The organism is Hymenobacter rubidus, from assembly GCF_016734815.1.
Taxonomy (GTDB): Bacteria; Bacteroidota; Bacteroidia; order Cytophagales; family Hymenobacteraceae; genus Hymenobacter; species Hymenobacter rubidus.
The window spans coordinates 47,034-64,040 of record NZ_JAERQF010000020.1 but is presented as its reverse complement, the minus strand read 5'-3'; the positions used below and the strand labels follow the sequence as shown (position 1 = coordinate 64,040).

General features: G+C 61.7%; 9 protein-coding genes. 6 read left to right on the top strand and 3 right to left on the bottom strand.

Going from position 1 to position 17,007, the window contains the following annotated elements; all coding sequences use genetic code 11:
• Positions 1 to 42: 42 nt before the first annotated feature.
• The 3 genes from JKL48_RS14195 to JKL48_RS14185 all read right to left on the bottom strand — a co-directional run bounded on the left by JKL48_RS14195 (position 43) and on the right by JKL48_RS14185 (position 8,060).
• On the bottom strand, positions 43 to 1,512 hold the full coding sequence (locus JKL48_RS14195; RefSeq protein ID WP_201983573.1) for a glutamate synthase subunit beta: 1,470 nt from the start codon (positions 1,510 to 1,512) through the stop codon (positions 43 to 45).
• Positions 1,513 to 1,665: 153 nt separating this feature from the next.
• Positions 1,666 to 6,207 (bottom strand): glutamate synthase large subunit, encoded by a 4,542-nt coding sequence (gene gltB, locus JKL48_RS14190; RefSeq protein ID WP_201983572.1) that lies wholly within the window; start codon positions 6,205 to 6,207, stop codon positions 1,666 to 1,668.
• A gap of 341 nt (positions 6,208 to 6,548) precedes the next feature.
• The gene (locus tag JKL48_RS14185; protein WP_201983571.1) at positions 6,549 to 8,060 is read right to left on the bottom strand and encodes a hypothetical protein; all 1,512 of its coding nucleotides are present in this window, start codon (positions 8,058 to 8,060) and stop codon (positions 6,549 to 6,551) included.
• Between the two features lie 441 nt (positions 8,061 to 8,501).
• Between JKL48_RS14185 and JKL48_RS14180 the strand changes: the two genes are divergently transcribed.
• The 6 genes from JKL48_RS14180 to ilvA all read left to right on the top strand — a co-directional run bounded on the left by JKL48_RS14180 (position 8,502) and on the right by ilvA (position 16,718).
• Complete coding sequence (locus tag JKL48_RS14180; protein WP_201983570.1) at positions 8,502 to 9,392, top strand: branched-chain amino acid transaminase; 891 nt, start codon at positions 8,502 to 8,504, stop codon at positions 9,390 to 9,392.
• Between the two features lie 179 nt (positions 9,393 to 9,571).
• Positions 9,572 to 11,245 carry a dihydroxy-acid dehydratase gene (gene ilvD / locus JKL48_RS14175; RefSeq protein WP_201983568.1) on the top strand — a complete coding sequence of 558 codons (1,674 nt, stop codon included), beginning with the start codon at positions 9,572 to 9,574 and terminating at the stop codon, positions 11,243 to 11,245.
• 200 nt (positions 11,246 to 11,445) lie between these two features.
• Positions 11,446 to 13,182 (top strand): biosynthetic-type acetolactate synthase large subunit, encoded by a 1,737-nt coding sequence (gene ilvB, locus JKL48_RS14170; RefSeq protein ID WP_201983566.1) that lies wholly within the window; start codon positions 11,446 to 11,448, stop codon positions 13,180 to 13,182.
• Positions 13,183 to 13,328: 146 nt separating this feature from the next.
• On the top strand, positions 13,329 to 13,919 hold the full coding sequence (gene ilvN / locus JKL48_RS14165; RefSeq protein ID WP_201983565.1) for an acetolactate synthase small subunit: 591 nt from the start codon (positions 13,329 to 13,331) through the stop codon (positions 13,917 to 13,919).
• Positions 13,920 to 14,111: 192 nt separating this feature from the next.
• On the top strand, positions 14,112 to 15,173 hold the full coding sequence (ilvC, locus tag JKL48_RS14160; protein ID WP_201983562.1) for a ketol-acid reductoisomerase: 1,062 nt from the start codon (positions 14,112 to 14,114) through the stop codon (positions 15,171 to 15,173).
• A gap of 279 nt (positions 15,174 to 15,452) precedes the next feature.
• Positions 15,453 to 16,718, top strand: a complete 1,266-nt coding sequence (ilvA, locus tag JKL48_RS14155) for a threonine ammonia-lyase IlvA (RefSeq protein ID WP_201983561.1) — start codon at positions 15,453 to 15,455, stop codon at positions 16,716 to 16,718.
• The last annotated feature ends 289 nt before the right edge of the window (positions 16,719 to 17,007 follow it).

The following is a 17,007-nucleotide window of genomic DNA, read 5'->3' as shown; positions in this document are numbered from 1 at the left end:
TTTCCAAGCGACTTATAAGGCGCGATAATCCAGTGCTTTAGCTCACGCAAACATTCCTACCGCATTCTTGCTTGGTAGCGCCGTCTTGCCAGTCAGCAGCAAATCGACTTGCCGGGCGGCTTCGCGGCCTTCCGAGATGGCCCAGACGACCAGCGACTGGCCGCGGCGCATGTCGCCGGCCACGAAGACGTTGGGCTGGTTCGTGACGAAGGTTTTGTCGTCGGCCAGCACATTGCCGCGCGGGTCGAGGTCGATTTCCAGCTCGTTCAGGAGGCCATCCACGCGGGGGCCGGTGAAGCCCAGGGCCAGCAGCACGCGCTGGCAGGGGATTTCGCGGTCGGAATCGGGCACCTCCTCGAAGCGGATGCGGCGGCCCATGACGTCGGTTTCCCAGGTCACGTCGCTCACGCGCAGGGCGCGAAGCCGGCCGGCCTCATCGGCCAGAAACGACTTGGTGTTGATGCCCCAGTAGCGCTGGCAGCCTTCTTCGTGCGAGGTGCTGCTGCGGAAAATGTGCGGCTCCAGCGGCCAGGGCGTGTGGGCGGGGCGCTCGGCGCCGGGCTGGTGCATGAGGGCAAACTGCGTGACGGAGCGGGCCCGCTGGCGGTTGGCCGTGCCCACGCAGTCGGAGCCCGTGTCGCCGCTGCCGATGACTACCACGTCCTCGCCTTCCACCCAGATGGGCGCGTCGGGCAGGTCCAGTTCGCTCACCCGGCGGTTGTGCTGGGTGAGGTAGTCCATGGCGAAGTGGATGCCGGGCAGCTCCCGGCCGGGAATGTTCAGGTCGCGCGGCACGCTGGCCCCACCGGCCAGCACCACGGCATGGAAGTCGCGGGTGAGCTGGGCAAACGACAGGTCGCGGCCGATTTCGGTGTTGCAGCGGAAGCTCACGCCGTCCTCCTTCAGCAAGTCGATGCGGCGGTCGATGACCCACTTATCCAGCTTGAAATCGGGGATACCGTAGCGGAGCAGGCCGCCGGGTCGGTCGTCGCGCTCGAACACGGTGGCGGTGTGGCCGGCCCGCGCCAGCTGCGCCGCCGCCGCTAGTCCCGCCGGGCCGGAGCCCACCACGGCCACCGTTTTGCCCGATTTCAGGACCGGCGCTGTGGGCTGCACGTAGCCTTTCGCAAAGGCGATTTCGATGATGTGCTTCTCGATTTCCTCAATGGCTACCGGGCTGCTGTGGATGCTGAGCACACACGCCGCCTCGCACGGCGCGGGGCAGATGCGGCCAGTGAACTCCGGGAAGTTGTTGGTGGCGCTGAGAATCTGGTAGGCATCTTCCCATTTTTCTTCGCGCACGGCGTCGTTGAATTCGGGAATGATGTTGCCCAGCGGGCAGCCCGAGTGGCAGAACGGGATGCCGCAGTCCATGCAGCGGGCCGCCTGCTGGGTGAGCTGCCCTTCGGAATAAGTGCCGACGAATTCGTGGTTGTGGGCCACGCGCTCCTGCGGCGCAGCTTTGGGCGGCAGCTCGCGGGCAAATTCTTTGAAACCGGTGGGGTTAGGCATAATTGTGTTGATTAATTGTTTTGGCGGCGCGGACATGGGGCCTCACCCCCTGACCCCCTCTCCGAAAAGAGAGGGGGCACCGGTTATGCGTGGACGTTTGGCTCCCCTCTCCTTTTCGGAGAGGGGCCGGGGGTGAGGCGCCTGTTAGGGACATTACCCCACCTCCGCATACCGCGCCTTCTGCAGCACCTTCTTGTACTCGCTCGGAAACACTTTCACGAACTTCCCGGCTTCCTCCTGCCAATTCCCCAGCAGAAACGCCGCCACCTGGCTGCCAGTCAGCTCCACATGCTTCCGCAGCAGCTCCTGAATCTGGTCTTCGTCGTCGGCATCGAGCGGGTCTAGTTCCACCATTTCGGGGTTGCAGTTCTGCGGGAACGTGCCATTGGGGTCGTAAATCCAGGCGATGCCGCCGCTCATGCCGGCGGCGAAGTTGCGGCCCGTCTGGCCCAGGATGAGGGCACGGCCGCCCGTCATGTACTCGCAGCCGTGGTCGCCCACACCTTCGACTACGGCGGTGGCGCCGGAGTTGCGCACGGCAAACCGCTCGCCGGCCTGCCCGCGCACGAACAGCGCGCCCGAGGTGGCCCCGTACAGCGCCACGTTGCCGATAATGATGTTTTGCTCGGGCACGAAATGGGCGGCGGGAGAAGGGAAGATGGCCAGTTGGGCCCCGCTCAAGCCCTTGCCCACGTAGTCGTTGGCCTCGCCTTCGAGCGCGAAGGACAACCCCTTCACACTGAACGCACCGAAGCTCTGGCCCGCCGAACCTCGGAAGCGGTAGTTGATGGTGTTATCGGGCAAGCCGGCGGCGTGGTAGCGCTTGGCAATCTCATTCGAGAGCAGCGTGCCGATGGTGCGGTCGATGTTCTGCACCTCGAACTCGGCAAATACCGGCGTGTGCTCATTGAGGGCCAGCTGGGCGTGTTCGAGCAATTGCCAGTCCAAGATGCCACGGATGCCGTGGTCCTGCGCCTCGCTGTTGTAGAGGGTGCCGCCGGAGATGTTCACGGCGGGGTGCAGCATGTCGGTCAGGTCGAGGTGGCGGGCTTTCCAGTGGGTGATGCCCTCGCGCACTTTCAGGAATTCGGGCCGGCCCACCATCTCGTTTATCGTGCGGAAGCCCAGCTCGGCCATGATTTCGCGCAGCTCCTCGGCCAGGAAACGGAAGAGGTTCACGACGTGCTCGGGCTGGCCGGTGAAGAGCTTGCGCAGCTCGGGGTCCTGGGTGGCTACGCCCACGGGGCAGGTGTTGAGGTGGCATTTGCGCATCATCACGCAGCCGCCGGCCACCAGCGCGGCCGTGGCTACGCCCCATTCTTCGGCCCCCAAAAGCGCGGCTACGGCCAGGTCGCGGCCGGTTTTTAGCTGGCCGTCGGCTTGGAGCACCACGCGGCTGCGGAGCTGGTTGCGCACTAAGGTTTGGTGGGCTTCGGCCAGGCCCAGCTCCCAGGGCAGGCCGGCGTGCTTGATGGAGCTAATGGGCGAGGCGCCCGTACCGCCGTCGTAGCCGGCAATCAAAATCACGTCGGCGTGAGCCTTCGCCACGCCGGCCGCGATGGTGCCCACGCCCGCCTTGCTCACCAGCTTCACGTTGATGCGGGCGGCGCGGTTGGCGTTTTTCAGGTCGAAGATGAGCTGGGCCAGGTCTTCGATGGAATAGATGTCGTGGTGAGGCGGGGGCGAAATCAGGCCGACGCCGGGGGTGGCGTGGCGCACCTTGGCAATCCACTCGTCGACCTTGTGACCGGGGAGCTGGCCGCCCTCGCCGGGCTTGGCCCCCTGCGCCATCTTGATTTGCAACTCGTCGGCATTGGTCAGATAATGCGCCGTGACGCCGAAGCGCGCCGAGGCCACTTGCTTGATGGCCGAGCGCATGGAGTCGCCGTTTTCCATGACCTCATAGCGCATCGGGTCTTCGCCGCCCTCGCCGGTGTTGCTCTTGCCGCCGATGCGGTTCATGGCAATGGCCAGGGTGCTGTGCGCCTCGTGCGAAATCGAGCCAAACGACATCGCGCCGGTCGCAAACCGCCGCATAATACCCTCGGCCGGCTCCACTTCGTCCAGCGAAATCGGGTCGCGGTGGTGGGCGAAATCCAGCAGGCCGCGCAACGTGAACATGCGCTCCGGCTGCTCGTTCACCAGCTTGGCGTAGCGCTGGTAGGTGGCGTAGTTGTTGGTGCGGGTGGCCAGCTGCAGCAGGTGCACGGTTTCGGGGTTGAACATGTGCGCCTCGCCGCGCCGCCGCCAGTGGTAGAGACCGCCGTCGGGCAGCAGCGTTTGCTCCTCGGGCGTGGTGCTTTTGAACCCTTGGAAGTGCTTGTAGAGCGTTTCGCGGGCAATTTCATCTAGCCCCAGCCCGCCGATGCGCGTGACCGCGCCGCAGAAATAGGCGTCCACCACGGCCTGGTTCAGGCCCAGAATCTCGAACACCTGCGCGCCGTGGTAGCTCTGCAACGTCGAAATTCCCATCTTCGAGAAAATCTTCAGCAAGCCATCGCACACGGCTTTGATGTAGTTGTAATTCAGCTGCGCATGGTCGAGCGTAGTGTTGAACTGGCCCGCCTCGTGCATGGTCCGGATGGTGGCCAGCGCCAGGTAGGGGTTGATGGCCGTGGCCCCAAACGACAGCAGACAGGCGAAATGGTGGACTTCCCACACGTCGCCGGCCTCCACCACCAGGCCTACCGTGCCCCGACAGCCGAGCTTGATGAGGTGGTGATGCACCGCCGAAACGGCCAGCAGCGATGGAATGGGCGCGTGCAGCGAATCCACCCCGCGGTCCGACAAAATCAGGACTTCGTAGCCGTCGTTCACCGCATCCTCGGCGTAGCGACAGAGGCGGGCGAGGCCGCGTTCCAGCGCGCCGGGCTGCTCGTCGGCCTTGAAGTAGGTCAGCAAGGTCTTGGCGTTGAACAGGCCCGTATCGATGCTGCGCAGCTTCTCCAGCTCCAGGTTTGAGAGGATGGGCTGGCGCAGCGCCACGCAGTGGCAATGGTGCTTGTCCTCGTCCAGAATGTTGCCGTTGTTGCCCAGAAAGGTGGCTAGGCTCATCACCAGCCGCTCCCGGATGGGGTCGATGGGCGGGTTGGTGACCTGCGCGAAAAACTGCTTGAAGTAGCTGCTCAGGTGCTGGGGCTGGTCGGAAAGCACGGCCAGCGGCACATCCACGCCCATCGAGCCGATGGGCTCCTTGCCCTCCAGCGCCATCGGCGTGATGAGCACGTCGATGTCCTCGCGGGTGTAGCCGAACACCTGGTGGTATTTGAACACCGAATCGGCGGCCAACTCCGTGAATACCTGGCGCGGCTCGGGCAATTCTTCCAGCCGAATCTGGTACTCATTCAACCACGCGCCGTAGGGCTGGCGGCCGGCGGCCTGGGCCTTCAATTCTTCATCGGTGATGATGCGGCCGGCCACAGTGTCGACTAACAGCATTTTGCCGGGCTGGAGGCGGCCTTTCTGCACCACGGTGGCGGGGTCGATGCCCAACACGCCGGCCTCGGAGGCCACCAGCACGCGGCCATCGGTGGTTTCGAGGTAGCGCAGGGGGCGCAGGCCGTTGCGGTCCAGCATGGCCCCGATGAGCTTGCCATCGGTGAAAAGCAGGGCGGCCGGGCCGTCCCACGGCTCCATAAACGTGGCGTGGAACTCGTAGAAGGCCTTTTTGAGCGGGTCCATCTGGGTGTTGCCGTCCCAGGCTTCGGGCACGAGCATCATCATCACGTGCGGCAGCGGGCGGCCCGAGTGTAGCAGGATTTCCACCACGTTATCCAGGCAGGCCGAATCCGACTGCCCGGCATCGACCACCGGCAGCAGCATGTCCATTTCCTCCGCCGAGAAGTACGGCGACACGTAGCTGCGCAAGCCCGCGTAAAACCAGTTCAGATTGCCCCGCAGCGTATTAATCTCGCCATTGTGCGCCAAAAACCGGAACGGCTGGGCCAGCTTCCAGCTCGGAAACGTGTTGGTCGAAAACCGCGAATGCACCAGCCCGAACGCCGACGTTACCCGCTCGTCGCTAAGGTCGGGGAAGTAGCCGCGCACCTGGTAAGTAGTCAGCTGGCCCTTGTAGACAATGGTTTTGCACGAGAGCGAGGCAAAGTAGAACACGTCCATCGCGGCCGTCACCGTCTCGCGCACCGTCTTGAAAATCAGGCGGCGCAACACGTAGAGCTTGCGCTCAAAATCATCCGGATTGGTAATGCCGGCCGGACGGCCGAAAAACACCTGCTCCATCACCGGCTCGGCCGCCAGCGCCGTGGGGCCGATGCCGGTCGGGTTCACCGGCACGGGCCGGTAGCCCAGCAGCGGAAATCCCAGCCGCGCCGCCGCGCCGTTGATGACCTCGCGGCAGGCTTCGCGCAACTTTTCGTCCTTCGGCAAAAAAGCAAACCCCACGCCGTAGCTGCCCGGCTCGGGCAAGCGGATATTCAGGGCTACGCACTCTTCCAGCAGAAACCAGTGCGGAATCTGGATGAGCAAGCCGGCCCCGTCGCCGGAGTCGGCATCGCAGCCACAGGCGCCGCGGTGCTCCATGTTTTCCAGCATCGTCAGCGCGTCGGTGATGGTCTGGTGCGTTTTGCGGCCGTTGAGGTAGGTGATGAAACCGGTCCCGCAGGCATCGTGCTCAAATTCGGGGCGGTACAGGCCCTGCGGAGCGTCGGTGGATGGTATCGGGGCGTTGAAAGTCATAGGGGAGGAGGGAACGTTGGCGAGCGGCGGGGTGAAATCAGCCAACTGCGCACAGTTATTTAAAGAACCGTCCATCCTGCGGCCAGCGAAAAAATATTTTTTGCGGACCTACTATTTCTAGTCTGCTTTAATAATTGATAAAGTGTTTATCTATAGATTTTTGTGGTGGCAAAGCGTACAATATCAAACCAAAGCTTTTGGAACGTCATGCCGAGCGCAGCCGAGGCATCTCGCGTGCAGTCACTAATGCTTTTTCAGGCAATTGAATTACTGTCCCACGCGAGATGCTTCGGCTGCGCTCGGCATGACGTTCTTATAACTTCCTCAACGTTGCAAATACCCTATTTCAACAGCCCAAACTTCCGCTGCATAATCTCCTGCACGGGCCGGTTTTCAATCTTGCTTTCCAGCCAGGAAACAATGTCCAAGTACATGAATGGCCGCCGTTCAAACGGATTTGCCGAGATGGCAATCAGCTGGTCTTTCAGCTGGATGAAGGCGTTTTTTAGCTCCCGCGGGTTGAGGTCGCCCACGGTGCGCAGGAACTGAAAAATGGCCACCTGCATCTGCTGCTGGTCGTTCATCTTGCCCAGGAAACGGTACACCGATTTCACCTGGTAATCGAGGCTTTCGTCGCGGCCGGCTTCGTAGTGTGCAATCAGGTTGAGGATACGCGCGAAGCACTGAATGTCTTCGCGCAAAGCACTGTCTTTGAATTGAATGACTTTAGTCAAGTATTCAATGGCCTTGTTAAAATCGCCGCTGCCGAAGTAGAGACTGGCAATTTTGTAGTAGAACACCATGAGCCGGTGCGGGTCGAGCTGCTGCTGAAACTGCTTCAGGTGCGTCAGCAGCGACGGGATGATGCTCAGGCCCTCCGTGAAGCGGCCCCGCATGAAGTAGGCGTTGATGCGGTTGGTGTAGATGTAGAGAAACAGCAGCATCTCGATGTTGGGGTTCGAGCGCCGGTCGGGGTTGTCGGCAAAGGCTTCGAGCCGGGCCAGCACCTCGCTGAATTTGCTGTAGTACAAAAGGTTGTAGGATGTCACCAGCAAATTGTGCAAGCCCTTGAGGTAGAGCATGGTTTGCTGCTCCCGGATGGTGGGGTTGTCCTCAAACAAATCGACCCATTTTTGCGCGTAGCGATAGCAGGCTAGGAAATTCTGGGTGATGGTGTAATACCAAACGTGGGCCTGGTGATAGTACAGCCGCTCGAAAAAGTCGGCGTTGCGCATGTCCACATTCGCCAGCGACGACCGGAAAAACGTAGTCAGCTTCTCAAAATCCGACTGGTTGCGGGCATGCCCGATTTGCAGGTAAAACCCGTACATGCGCAGCGCCAGGTTCGAGAGCACATGCTGCTGGCTGACGTGCTCCACCAGCGTCAGGGCTTCGGTCGAAATCTGCTGAGCCCGGCCGCGCAGGCTGCGTGTGATGTATTGGGCCTCAATCAGTTTTTCAAAGTCGAGGGCTTGCAGCGCAATGTGGCTCATGCCCACTTGCTGGGCCGCCTGCTTCACGCGCTCCAGCATGCGCAGGCTTTGCTGGTAGAGGCCACGGTTGTAGAGCACGCGAGCATAGTCGAGCTGCTCGCGGAGCTGAATGTCAAGGTTTTGACCGGCGTGGTACATGCGCAGGCTGGCCAGCAGCTGCCGGTAGAGGTTGGCCTTGAGGTTGGCCAGCTGCACCTTCTTGATGGCCGGCACCTGGGCCAGAATCCGCTCATCGTCGTAGTGCGCGGCGGCATCCAGTGCGTCGAACAGTTGCAGAAACTTTAGGCCTTCAGTCGAACCCTGGCGGTTGGCAAATAGCCGAAAATGACGCTTTTCGGAGCGCGTAAGCGACTTTATCAATTGAAAAACCGAGTCATTATTTTCGTTTGGCATTGTAAACCGCTATTGGGTTAGGCGTTAATTATCAAATTATTACGAAGATGATAAACCCGTTTAGAAATAGTAAGGCCCTCTGAAAGTGTTTTTTGCACGGTTCAGGGTGCCGCTAACATTGTACTCACTAGCCAACTGCATATCCGAGGCGCAGGCGCAGCAAAACCCCTGACGGGAGCAAAGCTGAGCGTTTCGCGCGGCGCAAGCTAAGCACGAACCCCCGGCACGGCGAAGGCCGGTCCGGTTTTTCCTTTCTCCATGACTCCTGTTTTTACCTCCGTCGTCCTGGTCATTATTAAACAGCCCTAGGGCTGAAAGTGCCTTCTTGCCCTGCAAAAAGCCTTTCTCAGCCCCGCGCTCGGAAAGGCTTTTTATTGCTTTCCACTTGATACCCAACTCGCTTTTTGCATGTATTTCGACAGTAACACCCTTGTTTTTCTGGACGGCGACTACATCTCCGCCGAGCAGGCCACCTGCGGCGCCTATGCCCAATCGTTGCACTACGGCTATGCCGTGTTTGAAGGCATCCGGGCCTACCACACGGCCCAGGGAACCCGCATTTTCAAGGCCCGCGAGCACTACGAGCGGCTGCATTATTCGTGTAGTGCCATCGGCCTGCCCCTGAATTATTCCATCGAGGAGCTGACCGAAATCAGCTACGACCTGCTGGCCAAAAACAACCTCACCGACGCCTACATCCGGCCGCTGGCCTTCGCCGCCACGCCGCACATGACACTCACTACGCCCACCACTGGCAACCTGCTCATGGCCGTGTGGAAGTGGGACAAGTACCTCGGCAACAAGAGTCTGCGTCTCACCGTGTCGCCCTACGAGCGGCCCAATCCCAAGGCCGTGCCCATCGAGGCCAAAGTGTCGGGCCACTACGCCAACTCCATCATTGCCAGCTCCGAAGCCAAGGGCCGCGGCTTCGATGAAGCCCTGCTGCTGGATATGAATGGCTACGTGGCCGAGGGCCCCGGCGCTAACTTCTTTTTCGAGCGCGACGGCGAACTGTTCACCGCACCCGGCGGCAGCATCCTGCGCGGCATCACCCGCAACACCATCATCGACCTGGCCCGCGAGGCCGGCATTAAGGTCACCGAAAAGTTCTTCCGCCCCGAAGAGCTGCAAGGCGCCACCGGCGCCTTCATGACCGGCACGGCCGCCGAAGTCATCGGCATCGCCTCCGTCGATGACGTGGTGTTTGAAAAGCCCTTTGAAGAAACGCTGGGCGCCCAGCTGGCCGAGCGCTACACCGCGCTGGTAATGGGCGAAACGGTGGCGGCGGAAGCGTCTTAGGACTTCATACGTCATGAAAACAGAACGTCATGCCGAGCGAAGCCGAGGCATCTCGCGTGCCACCACTAAATCTTTTTCAACCGAAGGTCGGCGTAGCTAGCGATTGAATTACTGCCCCACGCGAGATGCCTCGGCTTCGCTCGGCATGACGGGCTGAATGTCCCTTGCAAAAATCCCCCATGATTCTCAATAAATACAGCCGCATCTACACCCAGGACGACAGCCTGCCGGCCTCGCAGGCCATGCTCATCGGGGCAGGGCTGAGCGATGAGGACCTGCGCAAGCCCTTCGTAGGCGTGTGCTCCACCGGCTTTGAGGGCAACACCTGCAACATGCACCTCGACGGGCTGGCCGATGAGGTGAAGCGCGGGCTGGCGGCGCAGGGCCTGGTCGGGCTGCGATTCAATACGATTGGGGTGAGCGACGGCATCACCAACGGCACGCCGGGCATGCGCTTCTCCCTGGTGTCGCGGGAAATCATTGCCGATTCCATTGAGGCCATGGCCGGCGCGCACAACTACGACGCGCTGGCCTGCGTGGTGGGCTGCGACAAGAACATGCCCGGCGCCCTCATGGCCATGGCCCGCCTCAACCGCCCGTCCCTCATGGTGTACGGCGGCACCATTAAGGGCGGCCACTACAAGGGCAAGTCGCTGAACATCGTGTCCTGTTTTGAGGCCTACGGGCAGAAATTGCAGGGGCAGCTATCGGAAGAGGACTACAAAGGCATCATCCACAATGCCTGTCCGGGGCCGGGCGCCTGCGGCGGCATGTACACGGCCAACACCATGGCGGCGGCCATCGAGACGCTGGGCATGTCGGTGCCGTTTTCGTCGTCGTCCACGGCCGTGAGCGCCAACAAGCTGCAGGAATGCCTCGACACCGGCCACTACCTGCGCCTGCTGCTGGAGCGCGACATCAAGCCCCGCGACATCCTTACCCGCGAAGCTTTTGAGAATGCGATGGTGGTGACCACCGTGCTGGGCGGCTCCACCAACGCCGTTATCCACCTCATTGCCATTGCCGATGCGGCCGGCGTGAAGCTGACGCTGGCCGACTTCCAGGCCATCAGCGACCGGGTGCCGGTGCTTGCCGACCTCAAGCCCAGTGGCAAGTACCTCATGGAGGACCTCTCGAACCTGGGCGGCGTGCCCGCCGTGCTCAAAACCCTGCTCAACGCGGGCCTCATCACCGGCGACACCCTCACCGTGACCGGCAAAACGCTGGCCGAAAACCTGGCCGACATTCAGCCCCTGGGCGCCGAGCAGGACTTGCTGCGCCCGCAGTCAAACCCGTTCAAAGCCGATGGCCACATCCAGATTCTCTATGGGAACCTGGCGCCGGCCGGCGCCGTGGCCAAGATTTCGGGGCAGGAAGGCGAGCAGTTCGCCGGCCCCGCCATCGTGTTCAATTCCGAAGCAGAAATCAACGACGGGCTGGCCCGTGGATTGGTCGAAGCCGGCCACGTCGTGGTCATCCGCTACGTGGGGCCGAAGGGCGGGCCGGGCATGCCCGAAATGCTCAAGCCCACTTCCGCCATCATCGGCGCGGGCCTGGGCGATAAGGTGGCCCTGATTACCGACGGCCGCTTTTCGGGTGGCACCCACGGCTTTGTCATCGGCCACGTCAGCCCCGAAGCTTACGATGGCGGCCCCATTGCCCTGGTCGAAAACGGCGACTGGGTAGTGCTCGACGCCCGCGCCAATACCATCGACGTGCAAGTGGATGAGGCGGTACTGCAAGCCCGCCGCGCGCAGTGGCGGCCACCCGCGCCGAACGCGCCGCGGGGGGTGCTTCGCAAGTACGTGCGCACCGTGGGCACGGCCAGCGAGGGGTGTATAACAGATAGTTGAATCAAGAACAAGAACAAAAAGAACGTCATGCTGAGCGCAGCCGAAGCATCTCTACCGCGCCGCCTCGGCTCCCCTCTCCTTGGGAGAGGGGCCGGGGGTGAGGTTTGCTCGTCAGGCGAAGCAGTAGAGATGCTTCGACTCCGCTGCGCTCCGCTCAGCATGACGTTCTAAAACTCGCTACTCGAAATCCGAAACTCGCCATGAACTCCCAAACCCTCCCCGTCCTCGATACCCTCATCGCCGAAGCCCGCGAGGTTTCCGGGGCCGAAGCGCTGCTGCAGGGCCTGCTGGCCGAAGGCGTGGACACGATTTTCGGCTACCCCGGCGGGGCAATTCTGCCGATTTATGACGCGCTGTACGACTTCAAGGAGCAGCTGAACCATGTGCTGGTGCGGCACGAGCAGGGCGGCATCCACGCGGGGCAGGGGTATGCGCGGGCGTCGGGCAAGGTGGGGGTGGTGTTTGCCACCAGTGGGCCGGGCGCCACCAACCTGGTGACGGGCTTGGCCGATGCACAGATTGACAGCACGCCGCTGGTCTGCATCACGGGGCAAGTATTTGCGCATTTGCTGGGCTCCGATGCCTTTCAGGAAACCGACGTTATCAACATCACGGCGCCCGTCACGAAGTGGAACTACCAGGTGACCGAGGCCCGCGAAATCCCCGGCATTCTGGCCAAAGCCTTCTACATTGCCCGCAGTGGCCGGCCCGGCCCGGTGCTCATCGACATCACCAAAAACGCTCAGCTCGAAAAGCTGCCCTTTGCCGGCTACGCGCCCTGCACGCGCATTCGGAGCTACCGGCCGGCGCCGGTGGTGCGGCCCGCCGCCGTGGTGCAGGCCGCCGACCTCATCAACCAGGCCCAACGGCCGCTGGTGCTCTGGGGCCAGGGCGTGGTGCTGGGCGGGGCCGAGCGCGAGTTTCAGGCCTTCATCGAGAAAAGCGGCATTCCGGCGGCCTGGACCATCCTCGGGGCCGGCGCCCTGGCTTCCGACCACCCGCTGAACGTGGGCATGCTGGGCATGCACGGCAACTACGGCCCGAACGTGCTCACCAACGAGTGCGACGTGCTCATTGCCATCGGCATGCGCTTCGACGACCGGGTGACCGGCCGCCTCGACAAGTACGCCAAGCAGGCCCGGATTATTCACCTCGACATCGACCCCACCGAAATCGACAAGAACGTGGCCACCACCGTGGCCGTGTGGGGCGACTGCAAGCAAACCATCCCGTTGCTCACCCGGCTGGTGGCCGAGCGCCAGCACCCCGCCTGGCGCCAGCGCTTCGCCGACTGCCACGCCCAGGAAGTGGACGCCGTGATAAAGGACGCCCTGTTTCCGGCCACCGGCGAGCTGACGATGGGAGAGGTAATCCAGCAGCTCAACGAGCTGACCCACGGCGAGGCCATCCTGGTGAGCGACGTGGGCCAGCACCAGATGGTGACCTGCCGCTACGGCCGCCTCAACGGCTCGCGTCTACACATCACCAGCGGCGGGCTGGGCACGATGGGCTTTGCCCTGCCGGCCGCCATCGGGGCCAAGTTTGGGGTGCCCGAGCGCACGGTGGTGGCCATCATCGGCGACGGCGGCGTGCAGATGACCATCCAGGAGCTGGGCACGATTATGCAGACCGGCATCGATGTTAAAATCATCATCCTCAACAACCAGTTTCTGGGCATGGTGCGGCAGTGGCAGGAACTGTTCAGTGACCGTCGCTACTCCTTCGTCAACATTCAAAGTCCTGACTACGTGGCCGTGGCCAAAGGCTACCGCATCGAGGGCCAGCGAGTGGCGGAGCGGGCCGACTTGCGGCCGGCGCTGGAAGCTATGCTGGCGCACCCCGGCTCCTATATGCTGGAGGTGATGGTGGCGCAGGAGCAGAACATTTTTCCGATGGTGCCGCAAGGGTGCAGCGTGAGCGAAATCCGGCTGCGGTAGAACGATGGTAGCACGACCAAAAAGAACGTCATGCCGAGCGAAGCCGAGGCATCTCGCGTGCAGCAGTAATTCAATCGTTTAACGGTGCGAGCGAGATGCCTCGGCTTCGCTCGGCATGACGTTCTTCTAATTCTTGCATACAAAAAATGGAACGCCAGGAATACAACATCACGGCTTACACCGAAAACCACATTGGCCTGCTCAACCGCATTGCCATCATTTTCTCGCGCCGCAAAATCAACATCGAAAGCCTGAACACCTCGCCCTCCGAAATCGAAGGCATCCACCGCTTCAACATCGTCATCACCGAAACCGAAGACGTGGTGCGGAAAATCTGCCGGCAGATGGAGAAGCAGGTGGAGGTGCTGAAAGTGTACTTCAACTCGAACGACGAAGTGGTGTGGCAGGAAATGGCCCTCTACAAAGTGCCCACCGACGTGATTGCCGAAAAAGCCCTCGTGGAGCGCCTGCTGCGCGAAAACGGCGCCCGCGCCGTGGTCATTCGCAAAGACTACACGGTGTTCGAAACCACCGGCCACCGCCAGGAAACCGACAGCCTGCTCCGCGCGCTCCAGCCCTTCGGCCTCATCGAATTTGTGCGCAGCGCCCGCATCGCCATCATCAAAAGCAGCGACGGCTTCAACCGCCAGCTCCGCGAGTTCGAAGAAGCCAAGCCCGGTGCCGAAGTCGTGGAAAACGAGTATTTGAACGACCGCGAAGGCGTGTTTGCGATGTAGCGTGGAGTAAAAGAACAAAACCAGAACGTCATGCTGAGCGCAGCCGAAGCATCTCGCGTGTGGTAGTAACTCAATCGTTGAACGATGCGAGCGAGATGCTTCGGCTGCGCTCAGCATGACCGCCACACAGGCCCGAAAAATTAACTGACTAACTCAACATTCAACCCTCAAAACCCAACCCTTCATAATCTCATGGCACAAATCAATTTTGGCGGCGTCGACGAAAACGTTGTGACCCGCGAAGAATTCCCGCTGGAAAAAGCGCTGGCAGTCCTGAAAGACGACACCATTGCCGTGATTGGCTACGGCGTGCAGGGCCCCGGCCAGGCGCTGAACATGCGCGACAACGGCTTCAACGTGATTGTGGGCCAGCGGCAGGGCACGCCCTCCTGGGACCGCGCCATCCGCGACGGCTGGGTGGAGGGCGAAACCTTGTTCTCGCTGGAAGAAGCGGCCGAGCGCGGCACCATCGTGTGCAACCTGCTGAGCGACGCTGGCCAGATTGCCCTGTGGCCCATGCTCAAAAGCAAGCTCACGCCCGGCAAAACGCTGTACTTCTCGCACGGCTTCGGCATCACCTTCAACGACCAGACCAACATCATCCCGCCCGCCGACGTGGACGTGATTCTGGTGGCGCCCAAGGGCAGCGGCACCAGCCTGCGCCGCCTGTTCGTGGCCGGGGGCGGGTTGAACTCGTCGTTTGCCGTGTACCAGGATGCGACGGGGCACGCCTACGAAAAGGCGCTGGCCATGGGCATCGGCGTGGGCTCGGGCTACCTGTTCGAAACCGACTTCAAGAAGGAGGTGTACTCCGACCTCACCGGCGAGCGCGGCGTGCTGATGGGCGCCCTGGCCGGCATCATTGAGGCGCAGTACCAGGTGCTGCGCCAGCGCGGCCACTCGCCCTCCGAGGCCTTCAACGAAACCGTGGAAGAACTCACCCAGAGCCTGGTGCCGCTGGTGGGCGAAAACGGCATGGACTGGATGTTTGCCAACTGCTCCGTAACCGCCCAGCGCGGCGCCCTGGACTGGAAAGGCAAGTTCCGCGAAGCCACCCTGCCGGTCCTCAACGAGCTGTACGACAGCGTGGCCAGCGGCGAGGAAGCCCGCCGCACCATCGAGCGCGGCACTACCCCCAACTACCGCACCGAGCTGGAAGCCGAGCTGAAGGAAGTGCGCGACTCCGAGCTGTGGGCCACCGGCGCCACCGTGCGCCAGCTCCGCTCCAAAGCCGCTGAGAAGGTGGAGGCGTAGCGCCGCGTATTCGCGGCTCGTCGTTGAACGACACGCAGCGAACAACCTCTAGAACGTCATGCTGAGCGCAGCCGAAGTATCTCTCCCGCTTCGTACTCACGTCAACCTCACCCCCTGACCCCCTCTCCAAAAAAGAGGGGGCACCGGATTTGCTCCTGATGGAAGTCGTTAGGCTCCCCTCTCTTTTGGAGAGGGGCCGGGGGTGAGGTTGACGCCTGAACGAAGCGGTAGAGATGCTTCGACCAGCTCAGCATGACGTTCTTTTTTATCACATTTCCTATGCGAGATACCACTGCCCCGCCAGTCGTTTCGTTGAAAAACGTGGAGCGCGCCGCGCGCAACCTCAAGGGCGTTATTTACAAGACGCCGCTGCTGCAAAACCACGGGCTCTCGCGCCTCTACGGCGCCACGGTGCTGCTCAAGCGCGAGGACCTGCAGGTGGTGCGCTCCTATAAAATCCGGGGGGCCTACCACAAGATGTGCACGCTGCCGCCCGTGGCCGACGCCCGCGAAATTGTCTGCGCCAGCGCCGGCAACCACGCCCAGGGCGTGGCCTACGCCTGCCAGCTGCTGGGTTTGAAAGGCTACATTTTCATGCCCGCCCGCACCCCGGCCCAGAAAGTGGACAAAGTGCGCCTCTTCGGGAAAGATTTCGTGGAAGTGGTGCTCACCGGCGCCAGCTTCGACGACTGCTTTGCCGCTGCCCGCACCTTTTGCGACGAGCGTGGCAGCACCTTCGTGCATCCGTTCGACGACATGGCCATTGTGGAAGGGCAGGCCACCGTGGCGCTGGAGGTGCTGAAAGCCGCCACCGTGCCCATCGACTACTGCTTCATGGCCATTGGCGGAGGTGGGTTGGCCTCGGGCGTGGGCAGTGTGTTTCGGCAGCTTAGCCCGCACACCAAGCTGATTGGCGTGCAGCCGCTGGGGGCGCCATCCATGCAGCGCTCCCTGGCGGCCGGCGAGCGGCAGGCCCTCTCCGACATCGAAAGCTTCGTGGACGGCGCGGCTGTGAAATGCCCCGGCGAGCTCACCTTCGCCTTCTGCCAGGAATTGCTGGACGACGTGGTGCTGGTGCCTGAAGGCCAGGTCTGCCTCGATTTGCTGAAGATGTACAACGAGGAAGGCATCGTGCTGGAGCCGGCCGGCACGCTCAGTATTTCGGCGCTACACCAGTACGCCGCCGAAATCAAGGGCAAAACCGTGGTGTGCGTGGTCAGCGGCTCGAACAACGACATCACCCGCATGGAGGACATCAAGGAGCGCGCCACCCGCTACCAGGGCCTCAAGCACTACTTCATGGTGACGTTTGACCAGCGCCCCGGCGCCCTGCGCCGCTTCATCACCAGCGTGCTGAACCCCGACGACGACATCATCCATTTCCAGTACATCAAGAAAAACAACAAGGAAAAAGGCCCCGTTTTCGTGGGCGTGGAGTTCAAGGAGCCCGGCGAAATCACCGAAATCCAGGCCCGTATGCTGGCCGAAGGGTTTTCCTATGAGTACTTGAACGACAAGCCGGATTTTCTGAGTTTGCTGGTGTAGAATGGGTGGCTGATAAGACTAAGCACGTCATGCCGAGCGTAGCCGAGGCATCTCGCGTGCCACCACTAATCAAAATGAAACAACGATTGAGTTACTACCCCACGCGAGATGCCTCGACTCCGCTCGGCATGACGTGCTATTGAGTACTGCACTTTTATGCTTAGCCGTTGTAACTAAATCCGAATTAAAATTTTGTTAATCAGCAAACTACGGGGAAATATTTTGCTTTTAGAAATAGTAAGCCGCTGAAAAACAAATTTTCCCGCCGCCACATAAGCCGTGTACTTGC

Excerpts from the sequence above, each read along its gene's own strand:
- JKL48_RS14195 (WP_201983573.1), bottom strand. The coding sequence starts at position 1,512 with ATGCCTAACCCCACCGGTTTCAAAGAATTTGCCCGCGAGCTGCCGCCC.
- gltB (WP_201983572.1), bottom strand. The coding sequence starts at position 6,207 with ATGACTTTCAACGCCCCGATACCATCCACCGACGCTCCGCAGGGCCTG.
- JKL48_RS14180 (WP_201983570.1), top strand. The coding sequence starts at position 8,502 with ATGTATTTCGACAGTAACACCCTTGTTTTTCTGGACGGCGACTACATC.
- ilvD (WP_201983568.1), top strand. The coding sequence starts at position 9,572 with ATGATTCTCAATAAATACAGCCGCATCTACACCCAGGACGACAGCCTG.
- ilvB (WP_201983566.1), top strand. The coding sequence starts at position 11,446 with ATGAACTCCCAAACCCTCCCCGTCCTCGATACCCTCATCGCCGAAGCC.
- ilvN (WP_201983565.1), top strand. The coding sequence starts at position 13,329 with ATGGAACGCCAGGAATACAACATCACGGCTTACACCGAAAACCACATT.
- ilvC (WP_201983562.1), top strand. The coding sequence starts at position 14,112 with ATGGCACAAATCAATTTTGGCGGCGTCGACGAAAACGTTGTGACCCGC.
- ilvA (WP_201983561.1), top strand. The coding sequence starts at position 15,453 with ATGCGAGATACCACTGCCCCGCCAGTCGTTTCGTTGAAAAACGTGGAG.